Genomic DNA, 15,179 nt, shown 5'->3' with positions numbered 1-15,179 from the left:
CCTTGGCGTGCTGTGCCGCGGTCGCCTTCTCGCTGGGACCCGCCACGGCCTGCGCACGAATCGTGTGCAGCTCGGCGACCCGTCCGCGCGCGTCCGTCGGCTCGCCGGCCGGCTCACCCGTCGTCTCTTCCAAAACGGTCATGTAGCGACCTTACGAAGGAGACCAAGGAAAGCGAGCCGTCGACTCTGTACAGTCTCCGGCCCGTTTTCCTGGTGCCAGTGAACAGAACCATGGCACTGTGCAGCCGTTCCGACTGCTCAGGAGGCACCAGCGTTGTATGTGTCCCACAAACCGGTCACCCGAGCACCACCTCACATTCATGTGTGGCGCATGCCATCCCCGGAGTGACACGGACCCTCAGACGGCGGTCCGCCGACAGCACCTCCACGCCGTCACCGGCCCGCTCCACCGCACGCACCGGGCGGTCCCAGACGATCTCCAGCGGCTCGCCCGTGCGGGGCGGCTCGCTCACGCAGAGGGTGGCTCTCCGGCCCCGGCGCACGACCAGCACGCTCGCGCCCGCAGACGCCGTCAGGTCCCCCACCGTACCGGCGCGCCAGAAGGAGGCGCCGGTCAGGCCCGCGCGGGGCACGGCGACGGCCTGGCAGGCGGCGTCATTGGCCAGGACGGACAGCCAGTGCCGGTCGGCGGCCCGGGCGGCCGTCTCGGCGCGGGAGGCGCCGGGCAGCAGGACGTACGCGTATGCGGCGTCCACCGGGTCGGTGCCGTGGTCGAGCCACAGGGTCTGCCAGCGCCGGGTCCGCCGTTCCCCCGCGCCGTCGGCGTTGATGTCGCCCCAGGCCCCGGTGCGGTCCTCGCGCAGGGCGTGCAGCTCGCCCCCGCGCGGCAGCACCCACCCGCCGTGCCCCTCCAGGTGGGCCCACGTCCGGCCGCGCACGAGGGCCGGGGAGCCGCCCTCACCCAGGTTGCGGTTGTCCACGACCGTCTCGACCGGGACGCCGTCGGCGCAGCTGATGCCCGCGCCGAGGCAGATCACGGCGTCGGGCAGGAAGAACCAGGACTTGCGTGCCTCCAGGGTGGAGCCGAGGCCCTTCAGATGCTGGCCCACGGCCGCGTACCGGCCGTCCGTCGTCCCGCCGACCCAGCGGACGTCCGGCTTGGGAGCGCCCCACTCGCCGCCGGCCCGGTCGGCCAGCCGCCTGGTCGACACCGTGGTGCCGGGCAGCCGGTACCAGTCGACGGTCGGCCAGTACCAGTCGGTGTACTGATCGGACCGGGCACCCTGCGGCCACCAGGAGAGCATGCCGGATCCGGTGTGCCAGCCGCGCGGGTTCTCCCCGTTGCCGCACTCGTAGTGGGCGATCCGGTCACTGGCCATGGAGAGCGCGGCGGTGTAGCGGGGGCCGCGGTGGACGGCGCGGTCCATCGCCGGGAAGAGCCGGTGGCCGAGGCGTTCCGGGGCCGCCGGGACGGACGAGCCGGCGACGGCGTGCAGCCGGGCGAGGTCGGCGACGGCGAACTGAGGGGCGGTCAGGAGGGGCGTGACCGTGTCCCGTTCGATCCACCTCTTGATCCGGCCGTACCACCGCTGCCGCTCCGCCTCGCTCGCACCTCCCGCGAGCAGGGCGACGGCGGCGATCAGGTTCTGCCCGTGGTAGTGGTCGCCGCGCATCACGTGCAGGTCCTCGCTGCGCAGGTAACCACGGCTGATGGCGCGGCCGTTGACGCAGTCCATCACCAGCCCGTCGTGGATGAGCGGCGCGTAGGCGTGCTCGACGCCGTCCAGGACGTTGCTCCGGGCGGGGTCGGTGACCTCCCACGGGGACCCGGCGAGCAGGGCGAACAGCCGCCCGAGACCGTCGAGCAGCACCTGACCGTACGTCCCCGAGTAGGCCACCCAGGTGTGCTGGACGAAGGAGCCGTCGGCGTAGAGGCCGTCGCCCCGGGTGACGTACGGGAAGACCGGCGAGAGGGCGTCCCGGGCGAGGGCGAGGCGGCCCGGGTCCCGGCCGAGGACGCCGCGCAGGGCGACGGACCGGCACAGGTCGACGCGGTTGGCGCCGGTCGAGGTGCCGGAGTAGTCCGTCAGCGTCGTGTCCGGGATGAAGTGGTCGACGGCCGCGCACGCCGCGGCGATCCGGTCGTCGCCGAGCCGCTCGTACAGGGCGGCCGTGATGTCCATGAGCAGGCGGGGGCTGCCGATCTGCCACTCCCACCAGTTGCCGTAGCGGCTGGTGGAGGGGTTGTAGACGGTGGCGGAGAGGTGGTCCAGGCCCCGCAGCACGGCGGCCAGCAGGCCCGGGTCGCCGGTGGTGCCGGTGCCGGGCTGGACGTAGGCCTGGGCCATGGTCCACAGGCGGCCGTAGCTGAAGGTGATGCCCGCCGGCGGGTCGAAGGGGTGACCGGTCCACAGCGAGCCGGGCGCGGGCGCCATGGTGGCACTGAAGTCGCGCGCCAGTGAACCGAGTTGCGCGAGACGGGAGGCGTACGGCTCGGCGCCCGGGTCGTACCCGTCCCCCAGGGCGATGGCCAGCCAGCGCCGGCGCAGGTCGCCGTACGGATCGCCGGCCGCCCGGGCGCCGGGCGCCAGGACGGGGACGAGGGCGGCGGCCAGCAGCAGCGCGCGCCGGGTCATGCCCATGGGGCCGGTCACCGCCCTCTCCCGTCGCTCAGCAGCCGCCGCAGTTGTAGTACAGGACGTCCCAGTGGTTGCCCTCGTCGGCGTAGATGTTCCCGGAGCCGGACCTGTACTGCGGGGCGCCGTCGCCGCGCAGGCCGATGTAGGTGAAGTTGTTCTTGATGTACGCGGTCACGCAGGTGTTCTTGCCGTAGTCGAGCTTGTAGCCGTTCCAGTGCGAGTAGGTCCCGGAGGCGTGACCGGTCTCGGTGCCGCCGGTGATGTTCAGGCCGCAGCCGCTCGCCTGCCTGAGGGTCTGGGCGCCCTGTGCGGTGGGGAGGTTGAGCTGCTCGAACGACGTACAGGTGGAGTTGTAGCGGTCGGAGCAGTTGCCGGAGGACGACCAGGTGATGCCGACGTTGCGGAACATCTGGGTGGCGGTGGCGTGGCTGATCTTGGTGACGGCGAAGGCGTCGGTGGCCGTGCCGACGACGGCGACGCCGGGAGCGACGACGAGGGCGAGGGCGGTCAGGAGGGGGCGGGCCTTCAGGGCCTGGGTGACCTTCATGGGGAGACCTTCCTGCGGGGGACCGTGCGTGCTGTGGGACGGCTGTGCAGGTGGCGCAAGGAGATGGTGCCCGAGGTCTACGCGCGTCCGCCAGAGGGCGTGCGTGGCTACTGTGCGTGTCGGGGGAAACATGGTGCGGATGATGTTGAATACCGAACGGAATAGGTCTACGGTCGGAGTCGTTGAGTTCGTTGAACGTTCAACAGACAGTTGGACGAGTTGAGAAGGAGCAGGACATGGGCATCTTCGGCCGCAAGGACAGCAATCCCGCCGAGACCACGCCGGCCCCGGCCGCCGCGGGTCCCGACCTGACCGCCCTGACCGGCGACTACACGATCGACCCGGCGCACACCACGATCGGCTTCGTGGCCCGCCACGCCATGGTCACCAACGTCAAGGGCGGCTTCAAGGACTTCACCGGCACGCTGCACCTGGACGGCGCCTCCCCCGCCGAGTCCACCGCCACCCTCGACATCAAGATGGAGAGCATCGACACCGGCAACGCCGACCGGGACGGGCACCTGAAGTCGTCCGACTTCTTCAAGATCGACGAGTTCCCGGCCATGACCTTCCGCTCGACCAAGGCGGAGTCCCTCGGCGGCGACGACTACCGCATCACGGGCGACCTCTCCCTGCTCGGCGTCACGAAGCCGATCACCATCGACCTGGAGTTCAACGGCGCCGCCAAGGACCCCTTCGGCAACGAGCGCGTCGGCTTCGAGGGCAAGGCCGAGCTGCTGCGCTCGGAGTGGGGCCTGACCTGGAACGCCGCGCTGGAGACGGGCGGCGTCCTGGTCTCCGACAAGATCAAGCTGAACTTCGACATCTCGGCGATCAAGAACGCGTGACGGCCGGACCCGCCGATTCCGCCGAAGCCGTCTTCCCCCCTCGGCCGCGGTGGTGGAATCACCCGGGCCCGCCGAGGGGGAGCATCAGCGCCGAGTCCGTGTGGACCGTGATGCGCACCGGCGTGAGAGTGGTGGCGTCCACCGTCGGTTCCCCGGTGCCGGAACCGCGGGCGTAGCGCGGATGGGCGCCGCCGCTGATCTGCCAGCGGATGCGGCGTCCGACGGCGAAGCGATGGGCGGTCGAGCTCATCGGCACGGTGATCTCCGAAGGCGCGTTCGCTGCTGCCCGGAGCCGGCCCAGCCCGTCGCAGACGTTGACGGAGCGGCCCTGCGCGTCCACGTCGCACAGGCGTGTGAAGACGTCGGCGTGCCCGGTGTCCGAGGAGACGCTCAGCCGCGCGGAGACGGGCCCCAGGACGTCCACGGGCTCGGTCAGCGGCGGACCGGTGAACGTCAGAACGTCATCCCGGGCCTCCAAGGTGCCGTTGTCGCGCGGGCCCGCGGTGCGGGAGAGCAGCGGGCCGCCGACGGACGGAGTGGGATCGGCCGGGTCGTAGCGGAACGACGTCAGCGGCGCGCGGTCCGTGGGGGCCTGCCGGACGAGATGCCCGCCCGGGGCGGGGTACCAGGAGGTGGCGGCCGGTGTGGCCGGCCAGTCGTCCAGGTTCCGCCACGCGTCCTCGCCGCCGACGTGCACGCGCACCGCGGTGGGACGCAGGCCGCCGGGGTCGTCGCACAGGTGGGCGCGCAGCCACGCGAGGCTCTCCGCGAACACCTCGGGCCATCCCTGCTGCAGGGCGGAGGTGTGGGTCCAGGGGCCGACGAGCAGGCTGGTCTCGCATCCGGCCCGGCGCAGCCGTTCGTACTGCCCGAAGGTCTGGTCGACCAGCACGTCGTGCCACCCGCCGATCAGGGCCGTGGGCACACGGAGCCGCTCCGCCGACTCCGCTGTCGACGCGCCGCGCCAGTAGGCGTCCTCGGCGTCCGGATAGCTCATCACATCGTCCAGCCACGGCACTTGGCCCCCGAGGGCCGACACGTACGCACCGCGCAGGGGCTGCGCGGTGGTGGCGGCGCCCAGGCGGCGCTGCAGGCGCAGCGTCGCCCGCAGGAAGGCCGCCATGCCCTGGTGCTGGTAGGTCATGGTCGCCGCGACGGCGAGGGCGGTCTCCAGGTGCAGCGCACCGCCGGCGTGGAACAGGGCGTGGGGATCGTGCAGTCCCACCTGCACCACCATCGCCTTCAGCTCCGGCGGCGGTTCCAGGGCGAGCGCCCACTGCACGTAGCCCAGGTAACTGGGGCCGACGGTTCCCAGGGTGCCGTCGAACCACGGCTGCCCGCGCAGCCAGGACACCGTGGCCAGGCCGTCCGCGGCCTCGTGGCGCCAGAGGTCGAACGCGCCGCCCGAACCGCCGGTGCCGCGGCAGCTCTGCAGGACCACGTGGAAGCCCTGTTCGGCGAAGAGCAGGCCGTACATGGGAGACCACGGCAGGCCCCGGCCGTAGGGCGAGCGGATCAGCAGGGTCGGGAAGTCCCCTTCCGCACGCGGGAAATAGTGGTCGGTGACCAGGGGGCTGCCGTCGGCGGCCGGCGCCACCAGCCCCGGCTCCCATCCGGCCTCGTGCCGTTTCGCGGGCAGGCCCCGCCAGGTCGACCTCAGCATCCGCGACGACAGCGGTGGTCTCGCGGCAGGCGGCGTCCAGGCCGGCCTGGTCCCGTTTCCGGGCGTGCGTGATGGCGTCGGCATCGTTTCCCCCTCTATTCTCGTACCTCGTACGAGAATAGAGGATGCTTGGATGGTTTCCGCAAGGGCCGACCCGCCGACCACGACCAGGGGAAGGAGTGCGGGCACGTGACCGGTGACGGAAAGTCCGGTGCCGCGGGCGTCGACCCCGAGCAGCTCTGGCTGCGCCCGACCGCGCACCGAAGGGGCCGCCGGCCCTCCTTCAGCCGGGAGGCGATCACCGCGGCGGCCGTGGCCCTGGCGGACGCGGAAGGACTCGAAGCGGTCACCATGCGGCGGGTGGCCGCCGAGGTCGGGGCAGGCGTCATGTCGCTCTACAGTTACGCCCCCGACAAGGACACCCTGCTGGAGCTGATGGTCGACCACGTCAGCGGCGAACTGCCGGTGGCGGACGCGCCCAGCGGCGACTGGCGTGCCGATCTCAGGACCATCGCGCACCTCCAGCGCGCCCACATGCTCCGGCATCCGTGGCTGCCCGCAGCCCTGTCAACCCACCGCGTACCGGGCCCCAACACGCTGGCCTTCCTGGAGCACGCGCTCGCCGTCCTGCGGCCCACCGGACTGGACGGCGCGGCGAAGCTGGAGGTCTTCGCCCAGCTCACCGCGTTCGTGGCGGGGCACGTGGCCCACGAGATCGCGCAGGGCGCGGCCTCACGCTCCCCGGACCGGGCCGCGGCCGAGGCCCGTTACCTCGCCACCGTCGCCGCCGACGGCCAGCACCCGGAACTGGCCGAAGCCCTCGCCGCCCCCGGACGTCCCCTGAGCCCCGAAGCCACGTTCACCCGGTTCCTCGACCGCCTGCTCGACGGCCTCGCCGCCGGCTGACCAGGAAGCCGGCGGCTTCCCCGCGGTCACTGTCGAACTCCGCCCACACGACCTTCCCCGGGTTCCGTTCACCCACCCCCCACTCGTCCGCCAGTGCCGCCACCAGCAGCAGGCCCCGGCCGTGTTCCGACTCCGGTGACCGGTCGGGGACCTGGACCCGCACCTCGCCGCCGCCGCTGTCGTGGACCTCGACACGCAGGGCTCCGTCGGGGTGGTGCGCCAGGCGGAGACCGAAACCCCGGCCGGGCGGGACGCCGTGCAGCAGGGCGTTGGTCGCGAGTTCGCTCACGCAGAGCAGTACGTCGTCGGCACGCGCCGTGATCCGCCAGTCCGACAGGGCGGCACGGGCGAAGTCCCTCGCCCGCCCGACCGACCTGCGGTCACGGCGGTAGAACGCCTCGCGGGTGTAGGGGTGTTGGAGTTCCACGTTCATGGCGCGAGTGTCACGGTGCGTGACTAGAGTGGGCCAATGAGTGAGGTCGTAGTTCTCATCACTACGAGTCCACTACGAGGACTTCCGGGGCGAACGGGGGAAAGGGTCCGGCATGCACTCGGCCAAGAAGCCCAAGAAGGTCGGTTCGTGGCAGGCGATCGGCGCGCTCGTCGCCCACTACCGGAGGCAGGCGCGCCTCACCCAGGAGCGGTTCGCGGAGGTCGCGAGCGTCCACGTGGACACCGTGCGGTCCGTCGAGCAGGGACGGCTGGCTCTCCAGCCGGACCGGGCCGACCAGTTCGACCAGCTTCTCGGCACGGGTGGGGCGTTGGCCGTGCTGGTGGACAGGATGCCCGTGCGGGAGAGGGTCGTTCAGTTCGCTCAGGGACTCGTGGAGCACGAGCAGGAAGCGGTCAGCATCATGTCGTACCAGAGCCTGGTGGTTCCGGGGCTGCTGCAGACGCGGGACTACTGCCGTGCCGTCTTCGACTACCGGTATCCGGCCCAGGGGACCGAGACCGCCGAGCAGTGGGTGAACACGCGCATGGACCGGCAGTTGGTCTGGCAGCGGGAGCAGCCGCCCGTGGCTCACTTCATCCTGGAGGAGGCCGTCCTGCGGCGCCAGGTCGGCGGCCCGGACATCACGCGCAGGCAGATCCGGCAGATTCTGGAGTACACCGAGCCGGTTCACATGAGCATGCAGATCATGCCCATGGGCCGGACGCCACACGCCTGCCTCGACGGCCCCATGGTTCTCCTCGAAACCCCGGATCACGAGCGCCTGGTGTACCTGGAAGTACAGCGCGCGAGCTTCCTCGTCGATGACCTGGATGAGGTCAGCGACTATCACCTTCAGTATGGAATGCTGCGGTCTCAGGCCCTCTCTCCGGACGAGAGCGTGCGCCTCTTGAATGGACTGCTAGGAGAGTCATGAACACCGCAGCGCGACAGCACAGCAGCTCGGACAACCTGGCGTGGTTCAAATCCAGCTACAGCGGCAGCCAGGGCGGCGACTGCCTGGAGGTAGCCACCACCCCCGCCACCGTCCACGTCCGGGACTCCAAGTCCCCCACCGGCCCGACCCTGGCCCTGTCTCCCTCCACCTGGCGCGAGTTCGTTCACCGTCTCTGCCGCTAGAACTCGCTGCCCCTAGAACCCGCCTCCGAAGTCCCCTCCCCCGCCGCCCCCTCCTCCGTCGAACCCCCCGCCGTCGCCGAACCCGCCCCCGAAGTCGCCGGGGTCGAAGTCCGTGCCGGACACGTCGCCGCCCTCGTAACCTCCGCCGAAGTCGCCCCCGTAACCGTCCCCGAAGTCCCCGTATCCGGTGCCGTAGTACGCCCCGTACGACGGGGTGGCCATCATGCTGCCGAGCACGGTGCCGACGAGGAGGCCGGGGAGGATGCCGCCGCCGAAGTAGCCGCCGGCCCAGGGGCCGTAGGCCGGGCCGGCGTCCCAGTAGGGGCGGCGGCCGTAGTCGGTGTCGACCTCGCGGATCACCGGGTCGCGGCCGTCGGCCAGGCGGGTGGCGTCGGCGGCGCAGACCGGGACCTGCCGCGGAGCACCCGCGGGCGGGGTCCAGGTGGCGTCGGTGACCGAGGGGCCGTGGCGGGGGTCGAAGAAGCAGGGCGGCCGGCGCTGCGGGAGCGGGCGGCCCTCGCGGCGGGCGGCCAGCGCGGTGAGTGCGAAGCGGCCGTCCTCCAGGGCCTCCGTGACCGGGCGGACGTCCTCCGGCCTGTGTGCCTCGGCCATGCGCTGTTTCGCCGTGTCGTAGGCGTCCAGCGCGCGTTCGTAGTCGGCGCGCATCGCGTCGTCGGCACCCGGTTCCGAGGGCCGGAAGTCCAGGCGGTCGAGTTCCTCGCCGAAGGCGGTGATGTCCTCGTCCACGACGACCCGCAGGCGGTCGAGGGCGGCCCGCTGCTCGTCCTCACGGCGGCGGCGGTTGCGGCGGACCAGCGCGTACGCGCCCGCGCCCCCGGCCACGACCACCACGCCGGCGGTGATCAGCGCCGTGCTCGACGGGCCGCTGCCCCCGTCCGAGCCGCCCCAGCTCCTCGGGGCGTGACCGCCCATGTTGGCCAGGGCGCGGTCGGTGAAGTCGTTCAGCTGGGTCGCGGTGTCCTCGCCCTGGACGCTGCTCACCAGGTTCCGCCGGGCCGTCGGCGACATGACGGAGGAGTCGGCACGGGCGTCGAAGCGGTCGCCGAGGCGGATGCCGTACAGGCCGGTGACGCCGGTCGCCGTGCGGAGGTCGGCGAAGAGGTTCGCCGTCGGGTAGCCGCCGGGCAGGACCGTGAGGAACAGGGGTTTGTTCGCGTCCTTGATCTTCTTCGCCAGCGCGTCGGCGTCCGGTTTCGACAGCTGGGCCGAGGCCGCCGGGTCGACGTAGACGGGGCTCCTGCGCAGCGCCTGGGCGATGGTGGAGACGCTGGTCTCCGCCGCGGCGCGCGGGGCGAAGGTGGTCGCCGCCACCATGGCGAGGGCGGCCAGCAGCATGAGCGGGAGGCTTCGGATCCGCAGGACGGCCTTCATCCTCTGAAAGTACCCGAAGCCCCCCAAAGTAACTCATATGAGCCGATCGAAGAGGTGGCTCACGCCGCCCGGTAGGCCTCCGCCAGCTTCTCCACCGCCTTTCCGTACCGGCCGGTCAGCAGCAGATGGTCGGCGTCGGCGAAGGGCTTCGCCACCGCCTCGGTGATCCCAGTACCCACCTTCCCCTGGACGAGCAGCCGGGCCCGGTTCACCAGCTCGCGTCCGGTCCGGTCGGCGCCCGCCCGTTCGGCTGCCGTCGCGGCGGTGGTCAGGGCGCGGAGTGCGGCCGCACCGCCCTTGGGAGTGTGGGTGAGAGTGGTCAGGCCCCAGCCGTAGGGGAACTGCGGGTCGTACGACGCGTCGCCGACGTTGATCGGCAGCTGCGTCTCGGACCGGGGCCAGGTGACGGGCAGCTGTCCGGTGAAGGGTCGCTTGCCGTAGAGGACGTCGGCGACTCCCCCGCCCTCGGTGCCGGGCAGCCAGGAGGCCACCAGGGCGTCGATGCCGTCCAGCCGGTCGCCGATCAGCTGCGGGCGGCCGGAGACGACCAGCACCGCGCACTTCATGGCCGCGCACACCTTGTCCACCGCGGCCTTGTCGGCCGGGGAGAGCTGGAGGTCGTGGCCGTTGCCGACGTCTCCGACGCCCTCCGCGTAGGGGGTCTCGCCGACGACGACCACGCCGGCGTCGTAGCCGCCGGTGGGGGCGGAGGCGTCCTTGGAGTAGGTGACGTCACCGCCCGCCTCGCGCATGCCCTGCAGGATCGTCGTGCCGCGGGTGACGTTCCCGGAGGAGCCCTGCCAGGTGAGGGTCCAGCCGCCGCTCTGGTTGCCGACGTCGTCGGCGTTCGAACCGGCGACGTACACCTTCTCGCTCTTCCTCAGCGGCAGTACCGCGCCCTCGTTCTTCAGCAGCACCTGCGACTCGGCGGCCGCCCGGCGGGCGACCTCCCGGTGGGCGGCGGAGCCGATCGCGGCGGCGCCGGAGGTGTCGGCGTAGGGGTGCTCGAAGAGGCCGAGCCGGAACTTCTGGGTGAGGATGCGGGAGACGGCGTCGTCGAGGCGGTCCTCGCTGATCCGGCCCGCCTTCACCTCGTCGGTGAGTGTGGCGGTGAACTCCTTGTAGGAGTACGGCACCATCATCATGTCGACGCCCGCGCCGACGGCCGTGCGGACGCGGGCCGCGTAGTCGCCGGGGAGCTGGTCGATGGCGTTCCAGTCGCTGACGACGAAGCCGTCGAAGCCCAGGCGGTCCTTGAGCACGCCGTTGATCATGTCGCCGCGGGCGTGCATCTTCACCGCGCCCTTGCCGTCGCCGGCGATGTCCAGCGAGGAGTAGGACGGCATGACCGTGCCGACGCCCCGCTCGACGGCCGTGCGGAACGGGGCCAGGTGGAGGTCCCGCAGCTGCTCGCGGGTGACCTCGGTGACGCCCTGGTCGGTGGTGTAGGTGCCGGTGGTCGAGGAGCCGTACCCGGTGCCGCCGTCGCCGAGGTAGTGCTTGGCGGTGGCGAGCACCTTGTCGCCGCGGTCGAGGTCGCTGCCGTCCGCGCGGCCCTGGAGACCCTGGACGACGGTCTCCATGGACTCGACGAGCGCCGGGTCCTCGCCGAAGGCCTCGTAGGAGCGGCCCCAGCGTTCGTCTCGGCTGACGCACAGGCAGGGCGCGAAGTCCCAGGGAATGCCGGTGGCGCGGACCTCGGCGGCCGTCACCGCGCCGGTCCGGCCGGCGAGCCGCGGGTCCCTGGTCGCGCCGATGCCGATGTTGTGCGGCATGACCGTGGCGCCGGAGAGGTTGTTGTGGCCGTGGACCGCGTCGACGCCGTAGACCAGCGGGATCTGGTAGCGCGTGGTCCGGGTGCGGAGCTGGAAGGCGTCGATCATCTTCGCCCAGGACTCCGGGGTGTTGGGCGTGGGGGTGGAGCCGCCGCCCGACAGCAGTGAGCCGAGGGCGTAGCCGGCGATGTCGCCGGGGGCCGTGACGGCGCCGCGCTCGGCCTGGGACATCTGGCCGGCCTTCTCCTGGACGGACATGCGGCCGAGCAGGTCGGCGACCCGCTTGCGCACCGGCAGCCGGGCGTCGAGGTAGGGCAGTCCGTGGGCGTCGATCACGACCTGGGGGTTCTCGGCGGGGGCCTTCGCCCCGGTGACCGTGAGCTTCAGGGGAATGGTCTCGGCGGGCTCGGCCGCCCCGTCCCTGCGGGTGGGCACCTCGACGGCCCGCGTGGTGCCGGAGGCGGTGCCGGCCGGGAAGGTGAGGGTGCCGGAGACGGGGGTGTAGTCCTTGCCGGGGTCGGCGCTGCCGCCGCCGGTCTCGTAGCGGACGGTCACCGGCTGGTCGACCGGTGCGGAGCCGGTCGTGGCGAGGGTGATCTCGATCCGGGCGGTGCCGCCCTCCTTCACCGGGTGGACGGCCTCGTCGGTGGTGACGGCGGCGCGCAGCGACTGGTCGGCCCTGCCGTACAGCTCGACGCCGTCCATGGCGAAGCGGCCCTTGGCGCCGGCGGGGAGGGTGACGGCGTAGCCCCACATGCCGGTCAGTCCGAGGACGTGGTCGATGCCGCCGACCGGCTGGTAGTCGGTGCGGTAGGTGAAGTCGCCGAAGGGGATCTCGATCTGCTTCCAGCCGGTGAAGTCGTCGGTGAAGGACGCCGTCCACAGCTCGGAGGCCTCGCCGTTCGCGCCGCCGTCCTTGATCTCGAAGGCGATCTTCCCGCCGTTGTCCTGGCCTTCCCACCAGAAGCGGATGCCCCGGTGGGCGGACCAGTCGTGCGCGGGCCCGGCGGCCGCGTAGTCGTGGGTGAAGCCGCCGTAGCCGCTGATGTCGTAGGTGCCGGCGAGGACCTTGGCACCCTCGGGGGCGTCGGTGCGTGCGTCGAGCCGGAGGGCGGGCGGGTCGTCGGTGTCGCCGCCCCAGGTGAAGATGCCCTCGGCGGGCTGGGAGGCGAAGGGGACCTCTCCCTCGAAGCGGTCGACGGGGACGGGCGGGGGGTCGTCGGCGGCTTGCGCGGTCGCCCAGGGGAGCAGACCGGCCAGTAGTGCGGCGGAGGCGAGCAGGGCGGTTCTTCGCATGGACCTTCCCTCGGCTCTCGTGGTTCACTCATGGCTTAGCTCACGACATGAGTTAACTGGGGGCCCAGTGGCCCGTCAAGACGGCACATCAGGACGGCCCGGGCGCGAAATCCCCCCACACCAGGAACGTTGGCTCTCCCCAGAAGGGCGACGCACCATGAGAAGACGCTTGCGCACGGCCCGGCTGCTCCTCGCCGGCCTGCTGGCCACCGCCGGACTCACGACCTTCGGCTCACCTTCCGCGCACGCGGCCGGTGAGCAGGTCACGGCCTGGCTCACCACCACCGACGACTCCGCCGGACGGCACGTCGTCCGCGGACTTCAGGCGCAGACGCCGTTCGCCTTCCTGTCCGGAACGGGTGGCGGCGGCGAGAACATCACCGTCGACGAGAACACCCGCTACCAGACCTTCACCGGCGGCGGCGCCTCCTTCACGGACACCGCGGCCTGGCTGCTGAACAGCAGCGGGGCGCTGTCCCAGGCGACCCGGGACGCGACCATGCGCAAGCTGTTCTCGCCGACGGAGGGCATCGGGCTGTCCTTCCTGCGCAACCCGATGGGCGCCTCCGACCTCGCCCGCCACGGCTACACGTACGACGACGTGCCCGCCGGGCAGACGGACCCCGGGCTGGCGAAGTTCTCCCTCGCACACGACCTCGCCGACGTCGTCCCGCTCACCCGGCAGGCGCTTCAGCTGAACCCGAGGCTGACGGTGATGGCCTCGCCCTGGACGGCGCCGGCCTGGATGAAGGACAGCGGCTCCCTCAACGGCGGCTGGCTGAAGGCGGAGGACTACGGGGCCTACGCCGCCTACTTCGTGAAGTACCTCCAGGGGTACCGGGACCAGGGCATCGACGTCTCCTACGTCACCGCGCAGAACGAGCCGACCTGCTGTTCCGGCTACCCCTCGATGAGCTGGAACGCGAGCGGGCTGGCCTACTTCACCAAGAGCGAGCTGCTGCCCAGGCTCCAGGCCGCCGGCCTCTCCACCAAGGTGCTGGCGCACGACTGGAACTGGGACGTCTACGACGCCTACGCCGCCCAGACCGTGGACGACCCGGCGGTCCGCGACCACCCCAACTTCGGCGGGATCGCCTGGCACGGCTACGGCGGCGACGTCGCCGAGCAGACGACCGTGCACAACCGGTACCCGGCGCTGGACGCCTTCGGCACCGAGCACTCCGGCGGCACGTGGATCGCCGACCAGCAGCGCGAGGACATGGGCGACATCATCGACTACACCCGCAACTGGGCGAAGTCGGTGACCAAGTGGTCGCTGGCCGTGGACCAGAACATGGGCCCCCACAACGGCGGCTGCGGCACCTGCACGGGCCTGGTGACCGTGCACGACGGGGACGGCGCGAGCGGCACCGTGGACTACACGGTCGAGTACTACGACATGGGCCACCTGACCAAGTTCGTCCGCCCCGGCGCCCAGCGGATCGCCTCGACGGCGTCCACCGCCGTGCCGAACGTCGCGTGGCGCAACCCGGACGGCAGCAAGGCCCTCATCGCCTACAACGGCTCCACCACGGCGCGCACGGTCACCGTCAACTGGGGTGCGCAGCACGCCACCTACTCGCTGCCCGGCCGGACCTCGGCCACCTTCACCTGGTCCGGCACGCAGTCCGGCGGTGGCGGCCGGAGCGGCTCGTTCACCGGACTGGGCGGCAAGTGCCTGGACGTGGCGGCCGGTTCGAGCGCGAACGGAACGGCGGTGCAGCTCTACGACTGCAACGGCACCGCCGCCCAGCAGTGGACCGTCCAGGCCGACGGCTCCCTGCAGGCGCTCGGCAAGTGCCTGGACGTGACGTCCGGTTCGACGGCCGACGGGGCCAAGGTGCAGTTGTACGACTGCAACGGAACCGGTGCCCAACGGTGGTCGTACAACGCCTCCACCGGTGATGTCGTGAACACGGCGGCCGACAAGTGCCTCGACGTCACGGACAACTCGCCGGCGAACGGGGCAAGGGCGCAGATCTGGTCGTGTACGGGGGCCGCCAACCAGAAATGGACTCTGAGGTAGGGCGGTTCGAGGGGACATGAGACACACGGGGGCCGTGGCGGCGGGGATCGTCGGCGGGATGCTGCTGCTGAGCGGCTGCGGCGCCGTCGACCTGCCGCTCGCGGGTGTGCGGGCCGGGGCGGACGGGACTCCGTACGCGGTGCTGCGGCCGTGCGGCGACGACGCCTACCGGGGCCCCTACCTGGAGGGGCGGGCGCGTGGCGCCGGGGACGGGCCGGTCACCACCGGGTGGGACACACGGAAGAAGGGGCTGCACGGCGACACCGGCTTCCCCCTGTTCGCGCCGCCCGAGGACTGGAAGGCCCGGCACCGGGGCGCCCGGCGGTTGCTGCCCCGGCACCGCTACGTCCTCGGGTTCGGGCACTACGTGACCGGCGACTCCTACAACGCGGTGGTGGAGTTCACCACCGAGCAGATCGCGCGGCTCGGGCCCGGCCGGGTGTGGGCGGACGGCCGGGCGATGAGCCTCGCCGAGTTCGAACGGCTCGCCGCGGACTCCTGTTGACGGCGGGCGGTGTGGCGGGCTGCGGATCGGGCGCCCGCGGACCATGGTGGT

At 71.9% G+C, this 15,179-nt stretch carries 12 protein-coding genes; 6 read left to right on the top strand and 6 right to left on the bottom strand.

Translation table 11 applies throughout. The features are described from left to right. Positions 1 to 296: 296 nt before the first annotated feature. Positions 297 to 2,603 carry a polysaccharide lyase 8 family protein gene (locus IE177_RS29755; protein WP_190018585.1) on the bottom strand — a complete coding sequence of 769 codons (2,307 nt, stop codon included), beginning with the start codon at positions 2,601 to 2,603 and terminating at the stop codon, positions 297 to 299. 28 nt (positions 2,604 to 2,631) lie between these two features. Then, the gene (locus tag IE177_RS29750) at positions 2,632 to 3,147 is read right to left on the bottom strand and encodes a hypothetical protein (RefSeq protein WP_190018573.1); all 516 of its coding nucleotides are present in this window, start codon (positions 3,145 to 3,147) and stop codon (positions 2,632 to 2,634) included. Between the two features lie 236 nt (positions 3,148 to 3,383). On the opposite strand from IE177_RS29750, the gene IE177_RS29745 reads away from it, so the two are divergent. Further along, positions 3,384 to 3,995: a YceI family protein gene (locus IE177_RS29745; RefSeq protein ID WP_190018572.1), complete on the top strand. Its 612-nt coding sequence runs from the start codon at positions 3,384 to 3,386 to the stop codon at positions 3,993 to 3,995. A 58-nt stretch (positions 3,996 to 4,053) separates the two neighbouring features. Here IE177_RS29745 and IE177_RS29740 read toward each other — a convergent pair whose 3' ends face one another. Continuing rightward, positions 4,054 to 5,658, bottom strand: a complete 1,605-nt coding sequence (locus IE177_RS29740; protein WP_190018571.1) for a CocE/NonD family hydrolase — start codon at positions 5,656 to 5,658, stop codon at positions 4,054 to 4,056. A gap of 189 nt (positions 5,659 to 5,847) precedes the next feature. Between IE177_RS29740 and IE177_RS29735 the strand changes: the two genes are divergently transcribed. Beyond that, the gene (locus IE177_RS29735; protein WP_190018570.1) at positions 5,848 to 6,564 is read left to right on the top strand and encodes a TetR/AcrR family transcriptional regulator C-terminal domain-containing protein; all 717 of its coding nucleotides are present in this window, start codon (positions 5,848 to 5,850) and stop codon (positions 6,562 to 6,564) included. Here IE177_RS29735 and IE177_RS29730 read toward each other — a convergent pair. Beyond that, complete coding sequence (locus IE177_RS29730) at positions 6,518 to 6,997, bottom strand: ATP-binding protein (protein ID WP_190018569.1); 480 nt, start codon at positions 6,995 to 6,997, stop codon at positions 6,518 to 6,520. The two genes, IE177_RS29735 and IE177_RS29730, sit on opposite strands and share 47 nt — an antisense overlap. Before the next feature lie 112 nt (positions 6,998 to 7,109). On the opposite strand from IE177_RS29730, the gene IE177_RS29725 reads away from it, so the two are divergent. After that, entirely contained in the window at positions 7,110 to 7,931 is an 822-nt protein-coding gene (locus IE177_RS29725; protein ID WP_190018568.1) for a helix-turn-helix domain-containing protein, read from the top strand. Further along, positions 7,928 to 8,134: a DUF397 domain-containing protein gene (locus tag IE177_RS29720; RefSeq protein WP_190018567.1), complete on the top strand. Its 207-nt coding sequence runs from the start codon at positions 7,928 to 7,930 to the stop codon at positions 8,132 to 8,134. Before IE177_RS29725 ends, IE177_RS29720 begins: the two co-directional genes overlap by 4 nt. A gap of 12 nt (positions 8,135 to 8,146) precedes the next feature. Here IE177_RS29720 and IE177_RS29715 read toward each other — a convergent pair whose 3' ends face one another. Next, positions 8,147 to 9,526 (bottom strand): hypothetical protein, encoded by a 1,380-nt coding sequence (locus IE177_RS29715; RefSeq protein ID WP_190018566.1) that lies wholly within the window; start codon positions 9,524 to 9,526, stop codon positions 8,147 to 8,149. Positions 9,527 to 9,585: 59 nt separating this feature from the next. Then, entirely contained in the window at positions 9,586 to 12,597 is a 3,012-nt protein-coding gene (locus tag IE177_RS29710) for a glycoside hydrolase family 3 protein (RefSeq protein WP_190018565.1), read from the bottom strand. A gap of 157 nt (positions 12,598 to 12,754) precedes the next feature. Between IE177_RS29710 and IE177_RS29705 the strand changes: the two genes are divergently transcribed. Together IE177_RS29705 and IE177_RS29700 are read left to right on the top strand one after the other, a co-directional pair. Next, the gene (locus IE177_RS29705; RefSeq protein WP_190018564.1) at positions 12,755 to 14,623 is read left to right on the top strand and encodes a lectin; all 1,869 of its coding nucleotides are present in this window, start codon (positions 12,755 to 12,757) and stop codon (positions 14,621 to 14,623) included. A gap of 16 nt (positions 14,624 to 14,639) precedes the next feature. Beyond that, positions 14,640 to 15,128 carry a hypothetical protein gene (locus IE177_RS29700; RefSeq protein WP_229816333.1) on the top strand — a complete coding sequence of 163 codons (489 nt, stop codon included), beginning with the start codon at positions 14,640 to 14,642 and terminating at the stop codon, positions 15,126 to 15,128. The last annotated feature ends 51 nt before the right edge of the window (positions 15,129 to 15,179 follow it).

Origin of the sequence: Streptomyces lucensis JCM 4490 (genome assembly GCF_014650035.1) — a bacterium.
Lineage (GTDB): Bacteria > Actinomycetota > Actinomycetes > Streptomycetales > Streptomycetaceae > Streptomyces > Streptomyces lucensis.
Note: the sequence above shows the minus strand (reverse complement) of the source record. Positions and strands in the feature narration are given on the sequence as shown.

Excerpts from the sequence above, each read along its gene's own strand:
- IE177_RS29745 (WP_190018572.1), top strand. The coding sequence starts at position 3,384 with ATGGGCATCTTCGGCCGCAAGGACAGCAATCCCGCCGAGACCACGCCG.
- IE177_RS29705 (WP_190018564.1), top strand. The coding sequence starts at position 12,755 with ATGAGAAGACGCTTGCGCACGGCCCGGCTGCTCCTCGCCGGCCTGCTG.
- IE177_RS29755 (WP_190018585.1), bottom strand. The coding sequence starts at position 2,603 with ATGGGCATGACCCGGCGCGCGCTGCTGCTGGCCGCCGCCCTCGTCCCC.
- IE177_RS29750 (WP_190018573.1), bottom strand. The coding sequence starts at position 3,147 with ATGAAGGTCACCCAGGCCCTGAAGGCCCGCCCCCTCCTGACCGCCCTC.
- IE177_RS29740 (WP_190018571.1), bottom strand. The coding sequence starts at position 5,658 with ATGCTGAGGTCGACCTGGCGGGGCCTGCCCGCGAAACGGCACGAGGCC.
- IE177_RS29700 (WP_229816333.1), top strand. The coding sequence starts at position 14,640 with ATGAGACACACGGGGGCCGTGGCGGCGGGGATCGTCGGCGGGATGCTG.
- IE177_RS29730 (WP_190018569.1), bottom strand. The coding sequence starts at position 6,997 with ATGAACGTGGAACTCCAACACCCCTACACCCGCGAGGCGTTCTACCGC.
- IE177_RS29710 (WP_190018565.1), bottom strand. The coding sequence starts at position 12,597 with ATGCGAAGAACCGCCCTGCTCGCCTCCGCCGCACTACTGGCCGGTCTG.
- IE177_RS29720 (WP_190018567.1), top strand. The coding sequence starts at position 7,928 with ATGAACACCGCAGCGCGACAGCACAGCAGCTCGGACAACCTGGCGTGG.
- IE177_RS29725 (WP_190018568.1), top strand. The coding sequence starts at position 7,110 with ATGCACTCGGCCAAGAAGCCCAAGAAGGTCGGTTCGTGGCAGGCGATC.
- IE177_RS29715 (WP_190018566.1), bottom strand. The coding sequence starts at position 9,526 with ATGAAGGCCGTCCTGCGGATCCGAAGCCTCCCGCTCATGCTGCTGGCC.